Source organism: Pseudomonas sp. GD03862, from assembly GCF_029840855.1.
Lineage (GTDB): Bacteria > Pseudomonadota > Gammaproteobacteria > Pseudomonadales > Pseudomonadaceae > Aquipseudomonas > Aquipseudomonas alloputida.
Genome location: NZ_JAOCDI010000067.1, coordinates 1 through 19,560, shown reverse-complemented (window position 1 = coordinate 19,560; position 19,560 = coordinate 1). Strand labels below are relative to the sequence as shown.

The following is a 19,560-nucleotide window of genomic DNA, read 5'->3' as shown; positions in this document are numbered from 1 at the left end:
AGCGGGTGAACTGGTGCGTACCCTTGACAAGCTACGCGGCGAGATCAAGTACGAGTACGAAGCCAATGGCCAATTGCGCAGTCGCGATACCGGCTCGCTGATCGGCAGCGAGGAGTTCCGCTACGACCCGGCAGCCAACCGCCTGGACTTCAATGCGCGGCAGTTCGACAAGGTCAAGGACAACCGGATCAAACAGTGGCGGGATCAGGAGTATCGCTACGACCCGTGGGGCAATCTGATCGAGAAGCGCTCGGGGCATAGTAAGCTGCAGCACTTCAGCTATGACTGCGAGAACCGCCTGGTGCGGGCGGAGACGTTGGTCAATGGCAAGCTGGAAAGCCGAGGCGAGTACCGGTACGACAGCCTTGGGCGGCGGGTGGCCAAGCAGGCTGAAATCAAGGGCGAGGTCGAACAGAAGCGCTTCCTCTGGCAGGGGCTGAGGATGCTGCGGGAGGAAACGCCTGCGAAGAGCATCTTGTACCTGTACGAGCCGGGTAGCTATGCGCCGTTAGCGCGGGTCGATCAAGTTGAAGGGGAAGAGCAGAAGGTCTATTACTTCCATACGGATCAGATTGGTACGCCGTTGGAGTTGACGGACAGTGAGGGCAAGATTGTTTGGCAGGCGACGTATCGGTCTTGGGGGGCGATTGAGCAACTGGCGATCAATGAAGTCGAGCAGAATCTACGGTTCCAAGGCCAGTATTTTGATGGCGAAACGGCGCTTCATTACAATACGCTAAGATACTATGATCCTGAAGTTGGTAGATTCACTGGCCAAGACCCAATTGGCTTGCGGGGTGGGATAAATCTTTTCAGATATAATGTTAATCCAATCTGTTGGATTGACCCCACCGGACTCGCTCCATGCCAAGTAAGAGTTGTTAATAATACAAGAATTCATGGTCGTGGACAGGTTGACGGAACCCCTGGGCATGATCAGTTTTCTGAAGCAATCGCTAATAAATTGGCTATGAGCGGAAAGTTCTCGGATGTGTATTTAAACCGTTCATATAGTTTTGCTAATGGGCGAGGCGTCTCAGCTCGACGTCCAGATGTTATGGCTGTTGATATTAACGGGAAGGTACATGCGATCGAGCTTGCATCCAAGACGGATATGGGCAGGAAGCTTCCTACGCTTACATCGCGTAACGAAACGGCAATGAGTAACTTGCCTCTTAACAAGCAAGGCGAAATTTTGGTGTTAGAGCATCCATATAATGCCGCTGATATGAAGTCTATGCTTGATGATTTGATTTCTGGAATATAGGTGAATTTATGTCCATTGCGTTAGCTTTATACGGTATTGAGGGCGTCACCTCTAGATTGGCTCTGAAGTTTGCCAAGCACTATTTTTCTTGTCTGAATTTGCCGATTACAGGTGCGGCTTATTTTAAATATCTGAGTAATGGGGATCATGTCGGCGATCATGATTTAGTAATGGTAGAAATGACCGAGCTCGAAGAGAAAATAAACAACGGTATTGCTACTGCTTTTAGGGTATACAACGAGGCAGCAGGTGCTACCCCATGGTTTGCATCCTTCGGTTATACTACGAACGATTTTGGCGGCTTCTATCATTTTGATGGTCAGTGCTCTGGCGATTTTATTGAGCTAGAGGGAATGATAAAATTTATTAAGGGCGTTTCTGCTGATATTGCAGTGCCGTACGGTATCATCTATAGTTGCGACAAGGTAAGTAAGGCGTTTAGCTATGCTGCTGGGAATAATATGGTAACGATGTATCCGTATGAAAATTCATCGGCGTTCAAGAAGGAAGTTCCCGGCAGATTTCAGGGGCGAGAGCGCTATAAGGATCTTCTATTGAGAATGGTGTATCCCGTTAACGTGATTAGCAGTAAACATTTAGAAATTCGCGTTGGAGGGGTGGTGCTGAAAGACTGGATTGGTGAGAGTGCGGGACGAGGAAAGCTCGAAGCTCTGACTTCTTCCACATGGTTGTGGTATGTAGAGGCCGATCAGCTTGAAGAAGTAAATAAGTCTCTGGGTGAGGCAGGTATCCTAATTTCGTGGAAGAAGTTGGAGGTCAAAAAGCGTTTTTGAGTCATATAGAGTAGAGGTTGATGACTGCTATTTCGCTTGATGTTGTAGGTGTAATTGCTCCTGCTTTGTGTTAGGTATACCCCAATAATGTGTCGTGAGGGGTGATCTTTAAAAATAAAGAAAGCGACCGTGGGGCGGTAGCCGCCCCAATTCTTCTATATGCCGCATAATGATTATCGATGTGAACTTCAAGTCTAGGTACTTGTAGTTCAACAAGGGCGCGTAGATCGAGCGTTTTTGATAACCGTGACAGACACTCTTAGTGAGCTAGCGTCGCTGGAGCAAGCACGATGGCGTAGTGCAGTGCATCAGCTACCCAGCCGGCACCACTATTTTCAACTGCAAATTTACCCGGCACGCTTGCCAACGTTGCTGCGCTAGGCCATGCCGCATCCAAAGCCACCAAAGTTGAAAACCTGCTGAACATGACGGATGCCACGCGCGGCAAGCTGAAGAAGTGGGCAGCGTCACGTGGCAAACCCGGCAGTGTATCTGCCGCCAGGGCCATGAAAGGGCGCCTGAAACTGGTGCGCATGGGCGGAAACCTCTACTTCGAAATACCCGCCAATAGCCAGGCAAGTTTGTACAGGCTGCCCGGTCGGGGCAGTAACCTGCATGTGGCTGCTTTCAATACCGCCAAGGCGATGCGTGCAACTGCCCATATTGACTCGGCCGGGTACAGCAGCCGTGGCGTAGGCAAAGTACTGACGGGTGCCAAATTAGGCGGGGCATTGGCGTTCGGCCCCCAGGCTTACCTAGATGCGACGGAGGCAAAAAGCGTCTCGGAGTTCCTCCAGAAGTCAGCTTACACCCAGCCGACCAATGCATTGGCCTTTGGTGTCGGTGTATTGGTCGGCGGGCTAACAGGGCCGGCTATAGTCGTGATTGCCTTGTCTTTGGGTGCGGGTTTGGCAGTTCAGTTTGTCATGAGTGATGATTTTTCGGGGCTGGGCACTACCCTGGGTAATTTCTTGACGGGGAAGGATTAAATGTTTACCACAGAACGTTTTTTTAAAAAAATCTGGTCGGTGTGGCTGCTGGTCGTGATATTGGCCCTGATGATGACCGGAGTGGCGCCGCCATTCATGGCGGTGCCGGCGATCCTGATCATTATCGTTATGACGCTGTGGTGCATCAATTGTGCTTACCGCAGTGAGCACTTTGTAAGTTTCGCGAATTTGCGCATGTTCTTCAATATGTCAGTTGCACCAATGTTCGCATCGCTGCTGACACTGGGTGTTACCTACAAAAAAATGAAGTTGGGAGCGGCGACTTCTTTGATGTTAGGGCTCGCACCCGTCGTGCTGGTGTTGTTGACCTATGCAATGGCTTATTACTGGCGCAGTAAAAGTGATATTCTCCACTTTAAAGGGCAGCGCGTGGAATCCATCGAGCCGCCCCAGAAAGTTCAGTGGTGGCAGGCGGGTTTGGCGGCGGGCTTGAGCAGCGTGATCTATCCGCTGATGAAAAGCCATGACGTGCCGGCCACCGGGTTGATCTACTTCTTTGCGCTAATGTCCGTGTTCATGGTGTTTTACAATCGTGACAAGATCAGTGCACTCAGAGAGCTGAAAGTGCGCGAAGCGAAGGAAAACCGTCAATACACATTCATGGATATTGAAACTATTCAGAGCATGCGTGCTGCCTCGTGGTTGGGCAGGCTTTTCGCCGTACGGGCGCGCTGATGTTCACCGTTACAGGGAGTAAATTATGCTAACTGACGTTCTTTCCATGCTCGCGCCGCAAAACAGGCGATTGTTCAAGCTGAATATCCTGACACAAACAGCCAACGATGAGTTTTTGCTTGAGCACTTTTCCGGCACTGAAGAGCTTTCCAAACTCTATGAATTCGATCTGGCCTTGCTCAGCCAACAGAGCGATGTAAAGCTCAAGTCACTGATTGGCAGCCAGGCCACGATAGAAATCGAGTTATCCAACGGCTCTTTCCGCTACATTAACGGCTATGTTCAGCGGTTTAGCACCCAAGGCAGCGACGGCGGCTATGTGCGTTATGCAGCCGTGCTAGGGCCGTGGCTGTGGATGCTGACTTGCCGCTTCGATACACGCATTTTTCAAGAAAAATCGGTCCAGGCTGTTGTCAGTGAAGTGTTCGCCGGATTTGGCACGCTGGCCAAGTACGAATTTCGTGTAAGCAAGCCGCTCAAATCGCACAGCTACATTACCCAGTACCGCGAGAGCGATTTCAACTTTGTGCAGCGCTTGCTTGAGAGCGAAGGGCTTTTCTACTACTTCGAGCACACGGCCGACTCCCACCTGATGGTCATCACCGATGACTCCAGCACCTTGTTGCCGCTGCCCGAACAGCCGCAGATTCGCTACCACTCCGCGTCGGTTACCGAAACCGCTGATTCCATTACTCAGTGGCAGTCAACGCGGCAGCTGCAATCCGGTCAAATTGCCGTTCGCACGTTCGACTATCGCCAACCGCGCAACTTCCTACCTGTGACCATGCAAAGCTTGAATCAACAGGGCGATGTGGACAGGTTCGAGATTTATGATTTCCCGGGCCAGTACACCCATGGCAGCTACGAAGATGGCGAAGCCATCGTACGCAACCGTATCGAAGCGCTCGAGTTGATGGGCAAGACCTTCTACGGCGAGAGCAATTGCCGGGCCATGAAGCCGGGTTACACTTTTGAGTTGACCCAGCATTATCTGCACGACACCGGTGACGCTGAGAACCGTAAGTTTTTGTTGCTGAGCGTGGAGCATCGCGGCAGCAACAACTACATGACTGGCGACCAGGCCGGTTACGTCAACCGATTCGTGTGCGTGCGTAAAAAAATCGCATACCGCCCGCAGTTAAACACCCGCAAGCCTTTGATCAACGGCCCGCAGACCGCCATCGTTGTCGGCCCCCCAGGCGAGGAAATCTTCACCGACGAACTGGGCCGGGTAAAGCTTCAGTTTCACTGGGATCGCCAGGGGCAGTTCAACGATCACAGCTCGTGCTGGGTACGTGTCGCCCAGTCCGGTGCCAGCGGTGGCTTCGGTAGCATCCAGATTCCGCGCGTAGGCGACGAAGTGGTGGTGGTGTTCCTCGACGGCAACCCGGACCGGCCGCTGATCATGGGCAGCCTGTACAACAGCACCAACACCCCGCCATGGTCGCTGCCGGCGAACAAGACCCAAAGTGGGTTCCTGACGCGGTCGATGAAGGGCGACGGCGGTACCGCCAACTTCTTCCGCTTCGAGGACAAGGCCGGCGCCGAGCAGATCATCATGCATGCCGAGCGCAACATGGATACCGAGATCGAGCTGGATGAGACCCATGATGTGGGGAATAACCGCTCGATTACTGTTGGTGGTACGCACACCGAAACGGTCAAGAAAGACACCGTGGTGCAGGTGACCGAAGGTTCCTACACCCTGCAGGTCGACAACCAGTTCATCCAGGTGGCCGCCAAGCAGCACATCATCCTGCAGGTGGGCGACAGCAGCATCACGCTGACCCCGGAAGGCATCGAGATCAAAGGCAAGGTCATCGTGACCACCAGTACCGACACCACCCAGATCACTGGCGCCGCAGTGCGGATCAACGACTGAGGCAAGGTTCATGTACAAGCCCTCGATCTACGACCGCCTCTCCGCCAGGCGCGCAGCGCAAGAGGAGGCTGTGCGGCTGGCCAGTCTGGCGGAAGCTGCTCATGTGCCGGAGCCTGTGCCCGAGCCGAAAACGGTGCCAGCCGTGTTGCAGGATGTAGCCAGCGCTTTCACCTTCGCAGGGTTCTCCTTGCAGTTTCCGCTCGGCTTTCGTTTTCGCGACATCCAGACCACCCTCGAGCATGAAGGCGAGCCGGTCAGCCTCAGCATCCGCCGCCGTGATGTACGCGCCAGGCAGCCGCTGGAGCAACTGTTCCAGAGCGCAGTCGAGGCTTTGCGCGAATTGAACCCGCAACTGCGCGTGATTCGCCAACGTGACTGCCTCCTGGCTGGGAACCCGGCCAAGGTCGTGGACTTTCACTTCAATGCCGGCCACGAGCCTCGGCACGGTCGCCTGGTCGGCGCACTGGTGCCCATCGCCGGCAGCGATTTGCTGCAATGGCTGGATATCTCCAGCGTGATCGACCCCAGCAAGCCCGGCCTGAGCCAGTGGCTGGCCGAGTTCGACCGCATGCTCGATGGCTTCGCGCAGGGCTGACCCCGATTTTTTCGCTATCAGGAATTTTCATCGCATGGATTACGAATTACAGGAAGGCGGCATTGCGCTGCCGGCAGGTTTCGAGGACCGCACGGTCAACATGTTCGTCCTGGGTGCCAGTGTCCCCGCACCCTTGAGCATCACCATCTCGCGTGACACCTTGCTGCCGGACGAAGCGCTGCAGGCCTATGTCGATCGCCAGGTCAAGCTGCTCACCTCCAAGCTGCGCGGCTACACCCGCATGGGCAACAAGGTCGTCACGCTCTCGGTTACCGCACCCATTGCCGGTATCCAGATCGACGCCTATTACATGAACCAGGGCCGCCCGCTGTACCAGCGCCAGGCGGCCTTCATCATCAGCCCCGGGCGTGCCCTGATCTTCTCCACCACTGCACAGGCCGACTTCAGTGCCCAGCAGAACCAGGACTGGGACAACCTGTTGGCCAGCTTCACCCCGCGTGCCCCGTCCGAAACCAGCGCCGAGTCCGGCGAACAGGAGTAACCCCTCATGTTCGAAGCGGCCAGGTTCGGCGACGAGATATCGCACACCAGCGCGCTGGGGGGCTTCCTGATCGGGGCCGCCCTGGGGATTGCGCTGGTGGCCACGGTGGCCATTGCCACGTTCACCTGCGGGTTCGGCGTGGCCTTGCTGGCCGGCCTCGCAGCCGGCATCGGGGGCAGCTTGCTGACCGCCGCCGGAGAGGCGATAGGCAGTATGTTCTCGTCCCCCTCAGGGACGATAACCACTGCCTCACCCAACGTGTTCATCAACAGCCGCAAGGCCGCCCGCGTCGAAAAAAGCATCGGTGCCTGCGACAAGCACCCAGGGCCGGTGCAGATTGCCGAAGGCTCGACCAACGTCTTCATCAACAGCGTCGCCGCCGCGCGCAAGGGCGACAAGCTGACCTGCGGCGCCACCATTTCCGGTGGTTCGGACAACGTCATCATCGGCGGCGGCACCTACCGTTACCTGCCCGTGGACGATGAAGTCCCGGAGTGGCTGCGCACCACCGTGGATGTGCTGATGGCCATCGCCGGTGCCGCAGGCGGTATCGCCCAGCTGATCAAGGCGGGTACCCAGGCCGGCATGAAAGCCGTCATGCCTTGCGCGCTGAAGTTCACGGCCGGCTTCGTCGCCGGTGAGGTGGCCAGCCGTTACGTGGTCGAACCCGTGGCCCGCAAGGCTATCGGCGGCCTGGTCGGCAACCCGGTCGACCTCACGACGGGCCGCAAGCTCATCCCCGATGAAATCGACTTCAGCCTGCCGGGCCTGATGCCGATCGAGTGGTCGCGCTTCTACGCCAGCGACCTGACGGTCGACAGCGTACTCGGCCGCGGCTGGGTGCTGCCCTGGGAGCAGAGCCTGCGCCGCCAGGGGGCATTCATCTACCTCACCGACAACCAGGGCCGCGAAGTCCCGTTCGTGACCCTGCAACCGGGGCAGCGCATCTACAACCCGCACGAGCAGGTGTACCTGGTGTGCACCGAGGGCGGCCACTACATCCTGCAGACCCTCGATAACCTGTTCTTCTACTTCGGCGAAGTGCCAGACACCAACACCGAAGTGCCGCTGCAGCGTATCGAGAACGTCCTCGGCCACTTCCTGCACTTCACCCGCACGCCCGACGGCAGACTGACCGACATCAGCGCCACCGGCGGCACCCGCGTGCACCTGCACTACGACAACCCGCTGGGTCGCCTGACCGACATCAAGCGCGTGGTGAACAACGAAGCGGTGGAAACGCTTACCCAGTACCGCTACGACGAACACGGCCAGCTGAGCGCGGTGATCAACCGCAACGGCGACACCGTGCGCAGCTTCAGCTACGCAGACGGCCTGATGGTGACCCACAGCAACGCGCTGGGGCTGGGCTGCCACTACCGTTGGCAAACCCTGGGCGACAAGCCACGTGTGGTCGAGCACTGGACCAGCGACGGCGAGCACTACCACTTCCGCTACGACCTCGATAGCCGCACCAGCTGGGCCACCGACGTGCTCGGCCGCGAGCTGGAAGTACGGTACAACGCCGACCACCGTGTGGTCGCCAGCCGCGACTATGGCGGCGAGCGTTACGTCATCGAGCTGGACGAACACGGCAATATGGTTGGCCTGACCTTGCCGGACGGTAACCGCCTGCAATTCAAGTACGACGAATTCTCCCGCTTGCTCGAAGAGACCGACCCGCTGGGCCGCAAGACCACCTACGAATATCACCACCTGACCACGCTGGTGACCCAGGTCAGCTACCCGGATGGCAGCACCTGGCGAGCGCGTTACGACGACAAGGGCAACCTGCTCGCCGAATTCGATGCCCTCGGCCAGATGACCGAGTACCTGAACAGCGATGACGGCCTGCCGCACACCATCATCGATGCGACCTACAAGTCCAAGTACCTGTGGTGGAACACCCTGGCCCAGGTCGAGCGCTACCAGGACTGCTCGGGCAAGAGTACGTACTACCGCTATGACGAACGCCAGCACCTGGTGGCGGTGACCAATGCGCTGAACCAGACCACCACGCTGGAGCGCAAGCCCGACGGCGAAGTGCTGCGCATCAGCCACCCGGACGGCACCACGGAAAGCTTCACCTACAACGTATACGGTCAGGTGCTCAGCCACACCGACGGCAAGGGCCAGACCACTCGCCTGATGCGCACCGCCCGCGGCCTGCCGAGCAGCCGCCAGGATGCCAAGGGCCAGCGGGTTCGCTACGAGTACGACAAGGCCATTCGCCTGACCGCGCTGGTCAACGAAAACAACGCCACGTACAGCTTTGGCTACGACGCTTCGGACCGGCTGAGCGAAGAAGTGCGGGTAGATAACCTGACCCGACGTTTCAGCTACAACGTCGGTGGCCATCTCACACGACTGGATGAGATTGGCTATGGCGACAATGCCGAACGGCCAGAGCGCCATACGCTGTTCGAGCGTGATGCCATTGGCCGCTTGGTCGCCAAGATCAACCGTGATGCGAGCCAGACATTCGCATACGACGACGGCGACCGGCTGCTGAGCATCGAGCGGCAACCGACCGGGATCGGCAAGCAGCTTGGGATCACAGAAGAAAAGCTGGAATACACCTACGATATGCTCGGCCGTCTGACCAAAGAAATCACCCCTGACGGCACGCTCAGCTACGAGTACGACCCGCTTAGCAACCTGACCACGCTGACCCTGCCGGATGGGCGTAAGGTCAATCACCTGTATTACGGCAGTGGCCACCTGCACCAGTTGAACCTGGACGGGCTGGTGATCAGCGACATGGAGCGCGATGACCTGCACCGTGAGGTGTACCGGACCCAGGGCAAGCTCACCAGTTGCTTCGGTTATGACGCCATGGGGCGCAAGGCGTGGCAGTTTGCGTCAACCTTGTCGGCCGACAAGCTCTCGCAGGTGCATAACACTGGCGTGAATACCTCGTTGCTGGTGGAGCACGCCTACAACCCGATCCACCGCCGTTACCAGTACGACCCGGCCGGTGAACTGGTGCGCACCCTCGACAAGCTACGCGGCGAGATCAAGTACGAATACGAAGCCAACGGCCAATTGCGCAGTCGCGATACCGGTTCGCTGATCGGCAGCGAGGAGTTCCGCTACGACCCGGCAGCCAACCGCCTGGACTTCAATGCGCGGCAGTTCGACAAGGTCAAGGACAACCGCATCAAACAGTGGCGGGATCAGGAGTACCGCTACGACCCGTGGGGCAACCTGATCGAGAAGCGCTCGGGGCACAGCAAGCTGCAGAGCTTTAGCTATGACTGCGAGAACCGGCTGGTGCGGGCGGAGACGTTGGTCAATGGCAAACTGGAAAGCCGAGGCGAGTATCGTTACGACAGCTTGGGGAGGCGAATAGCCAAGCAGGCTGAAATCAATGGCGAGGTCGAGCAGAAGCGCTTTCTCTGGCAAGGCTTGCGAATGCTGCGTGAGGAGACGCCTGGGCAGAACATCCTGTACCTGTACGAGCCGGGTAGCTATGCACCGTTAGCGCGGGTTGATCAGGTTGAAGGGGAAGGGCAGAAGGTCTATTACTTCCATACGGATCAGATTGGTACGCCGTTGGAGCTGACGGACAGTGACGGCAAAATCGTTTGGCAGGCGACATATCGTTCGTGGGGGGCGTTAGAGCAACTGGTTATCGGTGAGGTCGAGCAGAACCTTCGGTTCCAAGGCCAATACTATGATTTTGAAACGGGACTTTACTATAATACTTTCAGATATTATGAGTCCTGCGTAGGGAGATATATTACTCATGATCCGATAGGTCTCTTGGGTGGATTGAATCTCTATCAATATGGTGTAAACCCAACTGGCTGGCTGGATCCGCTTGGTTGGGCAGGTAATCCTGCTAATGCAACTCATATAACTTATGAAGGTATCAAAAATGGTAAGCCATATATTGGTTATGCCAGCAAGCCAGGACTGGGGCATTCGGCGGAAGATGTGTTACGGTATAGATACCCAAATACATCAGGCTTCGATCAAGCCCCTAAACCGATATTTGTTGGTGACGGCCAATCTGGCAAAAATATTGCTAGGGGGCTGGAGCAGCGGGTTTTCGAAGATCGCGGTGGGCTTGCGAAAACTTCGAACTTACAGAATCCAGTCGGAGCCAAAAATCCCAACGCGGCCACGTACCTCGCAGCCGCAGATGAATATAGAGCAAAAACCAACGCGGCTAAAGTGATGAAAACAGGAGCTTCTGGATGTTGAAAAGTGTGAAGTGGGTTGAAGATTCGGTTTTGGTCGTAAAGTTAGATGATGCTCTCTTTACTCTAGCCCAAATGAGAGTTAATGGCTTGATGGAGTTCTTTGATGTGTTCAGCGTTAATGATGATTGGCGAGGTTGCGATCTGAATAATGCTAACTTGCTATTTTGTATTTTTGTTGCAGAGAAGCGACTAAAGTCTTTATTTGTGAGAGTTCTTGCAAAAGACGAGGTTGTTGTGAATCATCGCCCCATTAACAGGCAAATGCTTTCTTTTGAATGGGTTGCCGAGGATACCTATACTGCCAATCTTATCGAGTTGACTGATCGATACTCAAGCTTTGGGGCGCGGGTGATTAAGTCGGATCTCTCTGTTAGCGCTGATTTGGACATTATTAATTCGCATGAACTGTGTGGTGTCTTTGGTGAGCCGGACAAGCTGAAAGCAAGACTTAAATTCTTTCATGATACAGGTATTAATTGGGATGAGCAAAAAAAAATTATATATCCAAGCTTAGAGCGCCCTAAAAATTTCCCCGCAAATTAGCATACGCTATATGAGCAGATTGGAACTCGAATATGGGGCGTGCAAAGGCGGATATTTTTTTTGAGCAATTGCAGTTTTTGGAAGGTGATGCAGATTGCTTGACTGTTTTGCTGCCTATATTGAATCAGTTGGCGGCCGATTTGGTTGAAGCCCCTTGCTCTCAATATGGTATGGCAATGCTCCCGCTGTTTAGGAGGTGTATGCTTGGTATTAATGCGTTGGCACTTCCAATTGAAACAGCTGAAAGAGATTCCTTGTTGGACGTTCTGTATAGGCTTGGAGAGCTTGTAGGGATATCAAGAGAAAGCTTTTACCTTGAGGCATGGCGAGGAGATTGGTAGAGTTGAGTGTTTTTTGTATATTGCTGTGGTTCTGGCTCTTTAAAAAATAAAGAAACACTGACCGACATCAGCGCCACCGGCGGCATCCGCGTGCACCTGCACTACGACAACCCGCTGGGTCGCCTGACCGACATCAAGCGCGTGGTGAACAACGAAGCGGTGGAAACGCTTACCCAATACCGCTACGACGAACACGGCCAGCTGAGCGCGGTGATCAACCGCAACGGCGACACCGTGCGCAGCTTCAGCTACGCCGACGGCCTGATGGTGACCCACAGCAACGCGCTGGGGCTGGGCTGCCACTACCGTTGGCAAACCCTGGGCGACAGGCCGCGCGTGGTCGAACACTGGACCAGCGACGGCGAGCACTACCACTTCCGCTACGACCTCGATAGCCGCACCAGCTGGGCCACCGACGTGCTCGGCCGCGAGCTGGAAGTGCAGTACAACGCCGACCACCGTGTGGTCGCCAGCCGCGACTATGGCGGCGAGCGTTACGCCATCGAGCTGGACGAACACGGCAATATGGTTGGCCTGACCTTGCCGGACGGTAACCGCCTGCAATTCAAGTACGACGAATTCTCCCGCCTGCTCGAAGAGACCGACCCGCTGGGCCGCAAGACCCAGTACGAATATCACCACCTGACCACGCTGGTGACCCAGGTCAGCTACCCGGATGGCAGCACCTGGCGAGCGCGCTACGACGACAAGGGCAACCTGCTCGCCGAATTCGATGCCCTCGGCCAGATGACCGAGTACCTGAACAGCGATGACGGCCTGCCGCACACCATCATCGATGCGACCTACAAGTCCAAGTACCTGTGGTGGAACACCCTGGCCCAGGTCGAGCGTTATCAGGACTGCTCGGGCAAGAGCACCTGGTACCGCTATGACGAGCGCCAGCACCTAGTCGCGGTAACGGACGCGCTGAACCAGACCACCACGCTGGAACGCAAGCCCGACGGCGAAGTGCAGCGCATCAGCCACCCGGACGGCACCACCGAAACCTTCACCTACAACGTCTACGGCCAGGTACTCAGCCACACCGACGGCAAGGGCCAGACCACCCGCCTGATACGCACGGCCCGCGGCCTGCCGAGCAGCCGCCAGGATGCCAAGGGCCAGCGGGTTCGCTACGAGTACGACAAGGCCATTCGCCTGACCGCGCTGGTCAACGAGAACAACGCCACGTACAGCTTTGCCTACGACGTGTCGGACCGGCTGAGCGAAGAAGTGCGGGTGGATAACCTGACCCGGCGTTTCAGCTACGACGTCGGTGGCCATCTCACACGACTGGATGAGATTGGCTATGGCGAAAATGCCGAGCGGCCCGAGCGCCATACGCTGTTCGAGCGTGATGCCATTGGCCGTTTGATTGCCAAGCTCAATAGCGATGCGCGGCAAGACTTCGTCTACGACGACGGCGACCGGCTGCTGAGCATCGAGCGGCAACCGAGCGGGATCGGCAAGCAGCTTGGGATCACAGAAGAAAAGCTTGAGTACACCTACGATCTGCTCGGCCGTCTGACCAAAGAAATCACCCCTGACGGCACGCTTGGCTACGAGTACGACCCGCTCAGCAACCTGACCACGCTGACCCTGCCGGATGGGCGTAAGGTCAATCACCTGTATTACGGCAGTGGCCACCTGCACCAGCTGAACCTGGATGGTCAGGTGATCAGCGACATGGAGCGCGATGACCTGCACCGCGAGGTGTACCGGACCCAGGGCAAGCTCACCAGTTGCTTCGGTTATGACGCCATGGGGCGCAAGGCCTGGCAGTTTGCCTCGACCTTGCCGGCCGACAAGCTCTCGCAGGTGCACAACACCGGCATCAATACCTCGTTGCTGGTCGAGCACGCCTACAACCCGATCCACCGCCGTTACCAGTACGACCCGGCCGGTGAACTGGTGCGTACCCTCGACAAGCTACGCGGTGAGATCAAGTACGAATACGAAGCCAACGGCCAGTTGCGCAGTCGTGATACTGGCTCCTTGATCGGCAGCGAGGAATTCCGCTACGACCCGGCAGCCAACCGCCTGGACTTCAATGCGCGGCAGTTCGACAAGGTCAAGGACAACCGGATCAAACAGTGGCGGGATCAGGAGTACCGCTACGACCCGTGGGGCAATCTGGTCGAGAAACGCTCGGGGCACAGCAAGCTGCAGCACTTCAGCTATGACTGTGAGAACCGGCTGGTGCGGGCGGAGACGTTGGTCAATGGCAAGCTGGAAAGCCAAGGCGAGTATCGTTACGACAGCTTGGGGAGGCGAATAGCCAAGCAGGCTGAAATCAATGGCGAGGTCGAGCAGAAGCGCTTTCTCTGGCAAGGGCTAAGGATGCTGCGGGAGGAAACGCCTGGGCAGAGCATCTTGTACCTGTACGAGCCGGGTAGCTATGCGCCGTTGGCGCGGGTTGATCAGGTTGAAGGGGAAGAGCAGAAGGTCTATTACTTCCATACTGATCAGATTGGTACGCCGCTGGAGCTGACGGACAGCCTGGGTGAGGTTGTTTGGCAGGCGACGTACCGCTCTTGGGGGGCGGTAGAGCAACTGTCTGCTAGTAAGATTGAGCAGAACTTACGCTTTCAGGGTCAGTACTTCGATGGCGAAACGGGGCTTAACTACAACATCTACCGATTTTATGATTCTGAATCAGGTCGCTTTATTACTCAAGACCCGATCGGGCTAACGGGTAGTTTGAATCTATATCAGTACGCAGTGAATCCTATGATATGGATTGATCCTTGGGGATTGACATGCTCGACTGATGCTAAAGCACTTAGGGCTAATATGGTGGCAGCGGGTAAGTCCGAGCCTGCGTTTAAGAACTCGGCGCACCATATTGTCATGTCTAACTCGAGTGATGTGAGAATGGTGGCGCTTCAAACTAAAATGGAGCGCTTGAGGATAGATATCAATGCTGCGGAAAATGGCATTTTCCTACCCTCGAATAGTAAAGTTAAGCTTCCTCCTGGCAGCACCTTGCCCAATCATGCAAGCATTCACACCAATGCTTATAAGCAGAAGGTCTTTGATCGCTTGGGCGATATAAATAACAGTGGTGACTTCTTGAGTGAGTTGAACAAGATCAACTCTGAAATTGCCCTCGGAATATTCTAGGCTGGATAAAAGCATGAATAACTTAAAAGATCTTGAAAGAAAATATCTAGAAATTGAATCGCGAGCTGAGGAGGTCCTGTCTTCTTGTTTGTCTGAGGCTTTATACAGATCGAGAAGAATAGTAATAAGCAAGGGGCCGCTATATAACGTCAGCCCATATGAAATCGAGCGGGCCGGATTTAAAAAAGGAAAAGCCTTGAAGAAAATTCCAGCTCATATAAAAAATACTCATCTGTATCATTTGGATGAGTATGACAAAGTGGTTTTTGTGGAGATTTATGGGCAGTCTGAAAAAATTATCAATAAGGAATTCTACCGCTATAGCGGCGGAGGTATTGAGCGGGTCCATTTTACCAGCACCGGAAAACTTAGGAATATCTCGATTTCATTGCTTGAAGAGGGAGCGGTGGTGAAAGATATGAATTGGGGTCAGTACGGATGCAGTGAGTCAAATTATGTCTACGCTGATAATCGCCTAGAAAAAATACATGTTCGGCAAAAAGAGCATATTGAATCTGCATTTAGTGACTTTGAAGTGAGCTTTAAATATGAGTCCGGCGAGTTGGTGGGTATAATAAATGTCTTCCCTAATGGTTATGAAGAACAGCGATTTCCTTGACGTAAATGCAAGGTCCAGACCTCACGGTTGCAGTGTAGTTAGCGTGAACAGCCGCCAGCACGCCAAGAGCCAGTGGATTCGCTACTAGCATGACAAAGCGCAGCGCCTGACCGCACTGGTCAACGAAAACAACGCCACGTGCAGCTTTGCCTACGACGTGTCGGACCGGCTGAGCGAAGAAGTGCGGGTGGATAACCTGACCCGGCGTTTCAGCTACAACGTCGGTGGCCATCTCACACGACTGGATGAGATTGGCTATGGCGAAAATGCCGAGCGGCCCGAGCGCCATACGCTGTTCGAGCGTGATGCCATTGGGCGTTTGGTTGCCAAGATCAACCGTGATGCGAGCCAGACATTCGCATACGACGACGGTGACCGGTTGCTGAGCATCAAGCGGCAACCGACCGGGATCGGCAAGCAGCTTGGGATCACAGAAGAGAAGCTGGAATACACCTACGATCTGCTCGGCCGTCTGACCAAAGAAATCACCCCTGACGGCACGCTCGGCTACGAGTACGACCCACTCAGCAACCTGACCACGCTGACCCTGCCGGATGGGCGTAAGGTCAATCACCTGTATTACGGCAGTGGCCACCTGCACCAGCTGAACCTGGACGGCCAGGTCATCAGTGACATGGAGCGCGATGACCTGCACCGTGAGGTGTACCGGACCCAGGGCAAGCTCACCAGCTGCTTCGGTTATGACGCCATGGGGCGCAAGGCCTGGCAGTTTGCCTCGACCTTGCCGGCCGACAAGCTTTCGCAGGTGCACAACACCGGCATAATAAAAAATCTGTAGAAGCTGCCCTTTGGAGCCCGGGAGGTAAGCATGAAATGTTTCCTGTCTCTATAGGGGCGAAGGCAAAAGAACTAGGTTTTACCGCTCAGGAGCTTAAGGAAATGACGGTGCCGACTAAAGATATTACTTTTGTGGGTGTAACAGACAAACATGGTAATCCTGTGCCGGACGGTCCGCACCATGGTAGTAGAGCGGGAAGGCTGTTCTATAATAATTTAATTGAAGATTTGAATGGCGCGCAAAGCAAAGCTCAAGCGCTTAGCGTGATCGATTCACATCACGGCAAGCACATGAAACTAGGAGCATGCTAAATGGATTCTTATGATATTGAGCGGTATGAGAAAGTTCATGTTTGGGTAGGTGCAAATTTCTCTTCGGAGGATGACTATCTGCAGTATTTTGAGTTGGACTATTCTGTGGATTTGGATAATCCAGCATACAAGGTTTGTGGGTTTTGCAGAGATATTGGTGTGAGATGGTACGACGAGGATTTCATAGGGATTATACCAAGGAAAGCGGAGGAGGTGAGTCTAGATGAAATCTTGATTGAGTCTGCGGTTGATTCTAGTTGTATTGGGAATTTAAAGGCGGAGTGTTTGAGGCTTGGTATTACTAAGGCTAATGCAATTTTTTGGTATTCCGATGGTGGTACGAATATTTCCAAGCCTCTAAAGTCGAATTATAATGGCTTGAAGTATGTGGGATTATATGAGGGTGAATGATAAGCTCGGCATAGGTCCCGAGGAGTTTGGGGTTGGCGTTCTGTGTCAGATTTTTTAGTGTTCGGATCTGATTTCGGATGTGCGGTCATGTATTTTTAATTTAAAGCCCTATTGCAGGTGTTAGATGCTAAAATCTGATCTTTAATAACTAATGGGTTAATTGCTAAGCTACGAGCCGAACTTCCAAGGGTTGAGTGAAGTGGCAAATATTTCAAAAGGAGCAAAGTATTTCACCGAGTGGGAGCTGTACAGGAAGGGGGATATTTTTGTTGATCCGGCGTTTCGTTCTGCCATGGTAGATAAGGGCGCTAAATTAGAGCCGGAATTACAGCAATATATCAATGGTTTGCTTTTGGGCTATTGAGGTGATATGAAGATGAATTGGTCTGATTCTTTAAGGCTGCGTATTACAAGCGAGCTAAAGGGTTATGATGTGTATTTTTCAGTTGACGATGTTCCTCTTGAAGTCGACTTTCCCAAGCAGTGGCTTGGGTTTGGTTTTCTAGATAGTGAAAAAAGACATATTCCTGTGGAGTGGGCTGATTTTTCTGAGTTTTTGCCTTGGGTAAGCGCGTGGCTCGACAAATGTGTGCTAGGAACTGTTTTGGCAGTGAGTGATAGGCCGTATCTCATGTATGTATATGGCGAGGGTGGTGATTTGTATTTCTATATGGGCGGGGCTCCGCTAGGCGTTGAAGGGTCAGATCTCGATAGTTATCCCAGCCTTCCTGCGAGCTTTAGGCAGTTTTATTCAAGATTGCATAATGGCTTTGGGTTTTATATTGGTTGTACTATGGGGCCATCAAGGTTGGAAGATTTTGTTCCAATCAAGGATTTGTGCGATGAAGATTATCCGACGCTTCCTGATATGCTAGGAGTTTTTTCTAGCGGGGCTGGTAATTATTTGGCTTTGGGTGATGGCCCATTCAAAGGCAAGGCTTTTATCTGGTGGCATGAAAAGTCAGAAAGTCCCACAGAAGGAATCGATTTATGGAATGTGATGGACTCATGGATGTCAATTTTTTTGGAGAACTCTGACTCTAACGAGTATTGTTAGGTATGAATTTTTGCGAGAAGATTGAACACAGGCAGTGCATGCCGTAAGCCAGCGAGCCCAAGGGAAGTGGCTTTGCGCGAAACTTTCAGGCTAGGTTATGATTCGAAGACTATTTCTCGGCTAGCAGTTTCCAGTCGATTTCGTCTTCGCGACCTGATCGATAGAGCATGAGGGCGAGACGATGAATGAGGTTGGTATGTTCTCTAAAGGTGACTTATTGCAGTCCTTTTCTAGTGTAGATGAATTCGCTGGTTGCTATTTTTTTCAGCATAAGCTTCCCAAGGTGGTTTACCAGTATTGCTTGAAAAGCTCAGATGAGAAAGACCTGCTGGTTATATCTGAAGGCTTAAGTGACAGGGCATTTTCGGTGGAGGTTGTTGAGCAAGCGCCTCGCTCTTTGGATCAGGGCGAAGTTATTATCTTCAATATTTCGCAAAATAAATATGGATTTACTCATGCGTTGGTACTGCCCAATACATATCATGGCAGCCTGAAAGGACGACTGGAATCTAAGCGAGATAATCTATTTCTTTGTATTCCGATCCATCGATGTGAGTTTTCGGGAGGAGAGTCTGAGGCTGAATTTAAAGAGATGATTCGGCGAAGCATTCCGGTCTTTCGTTGGGATAGAAACGTCTGCCCTAAAATTAAAGTATATTTTGACAATCCTGGGACCGAAGCAGGTACAGATGAAGCAGGCGTGCTGATGAAGTACCCTACTCTGCTGTCAGAGATAGAGAGCCTCAATGGTGTGGTTAGTGGGTTTATTGAGATAACGAACTACAGAGGGGGTGTGGTGGAGGTCCTTTCACCAAAAAAAGAAGTATTCACTCTGATTCGCTATCGGAAAGATGAGCAGGTGCTCACTCACTCTCGATTGGTCGAGGCAGTGCACGATTTTGTTTTCGCTGGAAATTGAAACTGTTAGGTAGAGTTTCGCTCGCTAAACGGCATACCCTAAGCAACGACCGCTGGCTTTGAGGCGGTCGTATATTTTATTTTGCTCCAACACCGAGCTTGCCAGATCGCTAGTGACTCCTTCGTACCGCTCAAATCCATACTGGGCCAGCACGTCAGCATCGAAATCGAACTGGCCGAAGGCGGCCCGTGCTATACACCTATGTTGGACAGCATGGCGTCTAGCCCAGCCACCCCGACGGCACCACGGAAACCTTCACCTACAACGTCCACGGTCAGGTGCTCAGCCACACCGACGGCAAGGGCCAGCGGGTTCGCTACGAGTACGACAAGGCCATTCGCCTGACCGCGCTGGTCAACGAGAACAACGCCACGTACAGCTTTGCCTACGACGCTTCGGACCGGCTGAGCGAAGAAGTGCGGGTGGATAACCTGACCCGGCGTTTCAGCTACGACGTCGGTGGCCATCTCACACGACTGGATGAGATTGGCTATGGCGAAAATA

Annotated in this window: 16 protein-coding genes and 3 pseudogenes; all 19 read left to right on the top strand. The window is 53.9% G+C overall.

All coding sequences use genetic code 11. The features are described 5' to 3' along the window. The coding region (locus tag N5D53_RS26065; protein WP_274142644.1) for an RHS repeat-associated core domain-containing protein at window positions 1–1,267 on the top strand (1,267 nt) is incomplete at its 5' end. 8 nt (window positions 1,268–1,275) lie between these two features. Then, window positions 1,276–2,061, top strand: a complete 786-nt coding sequence (locus N5D53_RS26060; protein WP_104961765.1) for a hypothetical protein — start codon at window positions 1,276–1,278, stop codon at window positions 2,059–2,061. A gap of 425 nt (window positions 2,062–2,486) precedes the next feature. Beyond that, a complete protein-coding gene (locus tag N5D53_RS26055) occupies window positions 2,487–3,050 on the top strand; it encodes a hypothetical protein (protein WP_223843516.1) in 564 nt (187 codons plus the stop codon). After that, on the top strand, window positions 3,051–3,746 hold the full coding sequence (locus N5D53_RS26050; protein WP_003248399.1) for a hypothetical protein: 696 nt from the start codon (window positions 3,051–3,053) through the stop codon (window positions 3,744–3,746). A gap of 25 nt (window positions 3,747–3,771) precedes the next feature. Then, window positions 3,772–5,628: a type VI secretion system tip protein TssI/VgrG gene (gene tssI / locus N5D53_RS26045; RefSeq protein ID WP_190869282.1), complete on the top strand. Its 1,857-nt coding sequence runs from the start codon at window positions 3,772–3,774 to the stop codon at window positions 5,626–5,628. 10 nt (window positions 5,629–5,638) lie between these two features. Beyond that, a complete protein-coding gene (locus N5D53_RS26040) occupies window positions 5,639–6,223 on the top strand; it encodes a hypothetical protein (protein ID WP_190869281.1) in 585 nt (194 codons plus the stop codon). Between the two features lie 34 nt (window positions 6,224–6,257). Continuing rightward, window positions 6,258–6,725: a DUF1795 domain-containing protein gene (locus tag N5D53_RS26035; RefSeq protein ID WP_190869280.1), complete on the top strand. Its 468-nt coding sequence runs from the start codon at window positions 6,258–6,260 to the stop codon at window positions 6,723–6,725. A 6-nt stretch (window positions 6,726–6,731) separates the two neighbouring features. Then, window positions 6,732–10,934, top strand: coding sequence for an RHS repeat-associated core domain-containing protein (locus N5D53_RS26030; protein ID WP_266025080.1), 4,203 nt, complete (start codon window positions 6,732–6,734; stop codon window positions 10,932–10,934). Further along, the gene (locus tag N5D53_RS26025; protein WP_190869279.1) at window positions 10,928–11,476 is read left to right on the top strand and encodes a hypothetical protein; all 549 of its coding nucleotides are present in this window, start codon (window positions 10,928–10,930) and stop codon (window positions 11,474–11,476) included. The genes N5D53_RS26030 and N5D53_RS26025 overlap by 7 nt, the downstream gene beginning before the upstream one ends. 32 nt (window positions 11,477–11,508) lie before the next feature. Beyond that, window positions 11,509–11,817: a hypothetical protein gene (locus N5D53_RS26020; RefSeq protein ID WP_190869278.1), complete on the top strand. Its 309-nt coding sequence runs from the start codon at window positions 11,509–11,511 to the stop codon at window positions 11,815–11,817. Window positions 11,818–11,871: 54 nt separating this feature from the next. Beyond that, window positions 11,872–14,940, top strand: a pseudogene (locus N5D53_RS26015) (RHS repeat-associated core domain-containing protein); the annotation flags it as partial. 13 nt (window positions 14,941–14,953) lie between these two features. Beyond that, window positions 14,954–15,559 (top strand): hypothetical protein, encoded by a 606-nt coding sequence (locus tag N5D53_RS26010; RefSeq protein WP_082423737.1) that lies wholly within the window; start codon window positions 14,954–14,956, stop codon window positions 15,557–15,559. 9 nt (window positions 15,560–15,568) lie between these two features. Beyond that, window positions 15,569–16,343: pseudogene (locus N5D53_RS26005) on the top strand (hypothetical protein); the annotation flags it as partial. Between the two features lie 50 nt (window positions 16,344–16,393). Further along, a complete protein-coding gene (locus tag N5D53_RS26000) occupies window positions 16,394–16,669 on the top strand; it encodes a hypothetical protein (RefSeq protein ID WP_152442293.1) in 276 nt (91 codons plus the stop codon). Then, window positions 16,670–17,080, top strand: coding sequence for an immunity 22 family protein (locus N5D53_RS25995; protein WP_190869277.1), 411 nt, complete (start codon window positions 16,670–16,672; stop codon window positions 17,078–17,080). A gap of 160 nt (window positions 17,081–17,240) precedes the next feature. Next, window positions 17,241–17,444, top strand: a complete 204-nt coding sequence (locus N5D53_RS25990) for a hypothetical protein (RefSeq protein ID WP_152442294.1) — start codon at window positions 17,241–17,243, stop codon at window positions 17,442–17,444. 12 nt (window positions 17,445–17,456) lie between these two features. After that, window positions 17,457–18,137, top strand: coding sequence for an SMI1/KNR4 family protein (locus N5D53_RS25985; protein WP_157814226.1), 681 nt, complete (start codon window positions 17,457–17,459; stop codon window positions 18,135–18,137). A 181-nt stretch (window positions 18,138–18,318) separates the two neighbouring features. After that, complete coding sequence (locus tag N5D53_RS25980; RefSeq protein WP_279841039.1) at window positions 18,319–19,056, top strand: hypothetical protein; 738 nt, start codon at window positions 18,319–18,321, stop codon at window positions 19,054–19,056. 278 nt (window positions 19,057–19,334) lie between these two features. Further along, a pseudogene (locus N5D53_RS25975) lies at window positions 19,335–19,560 on the top strand (sugar-binding protein); the annotation flags it as partial.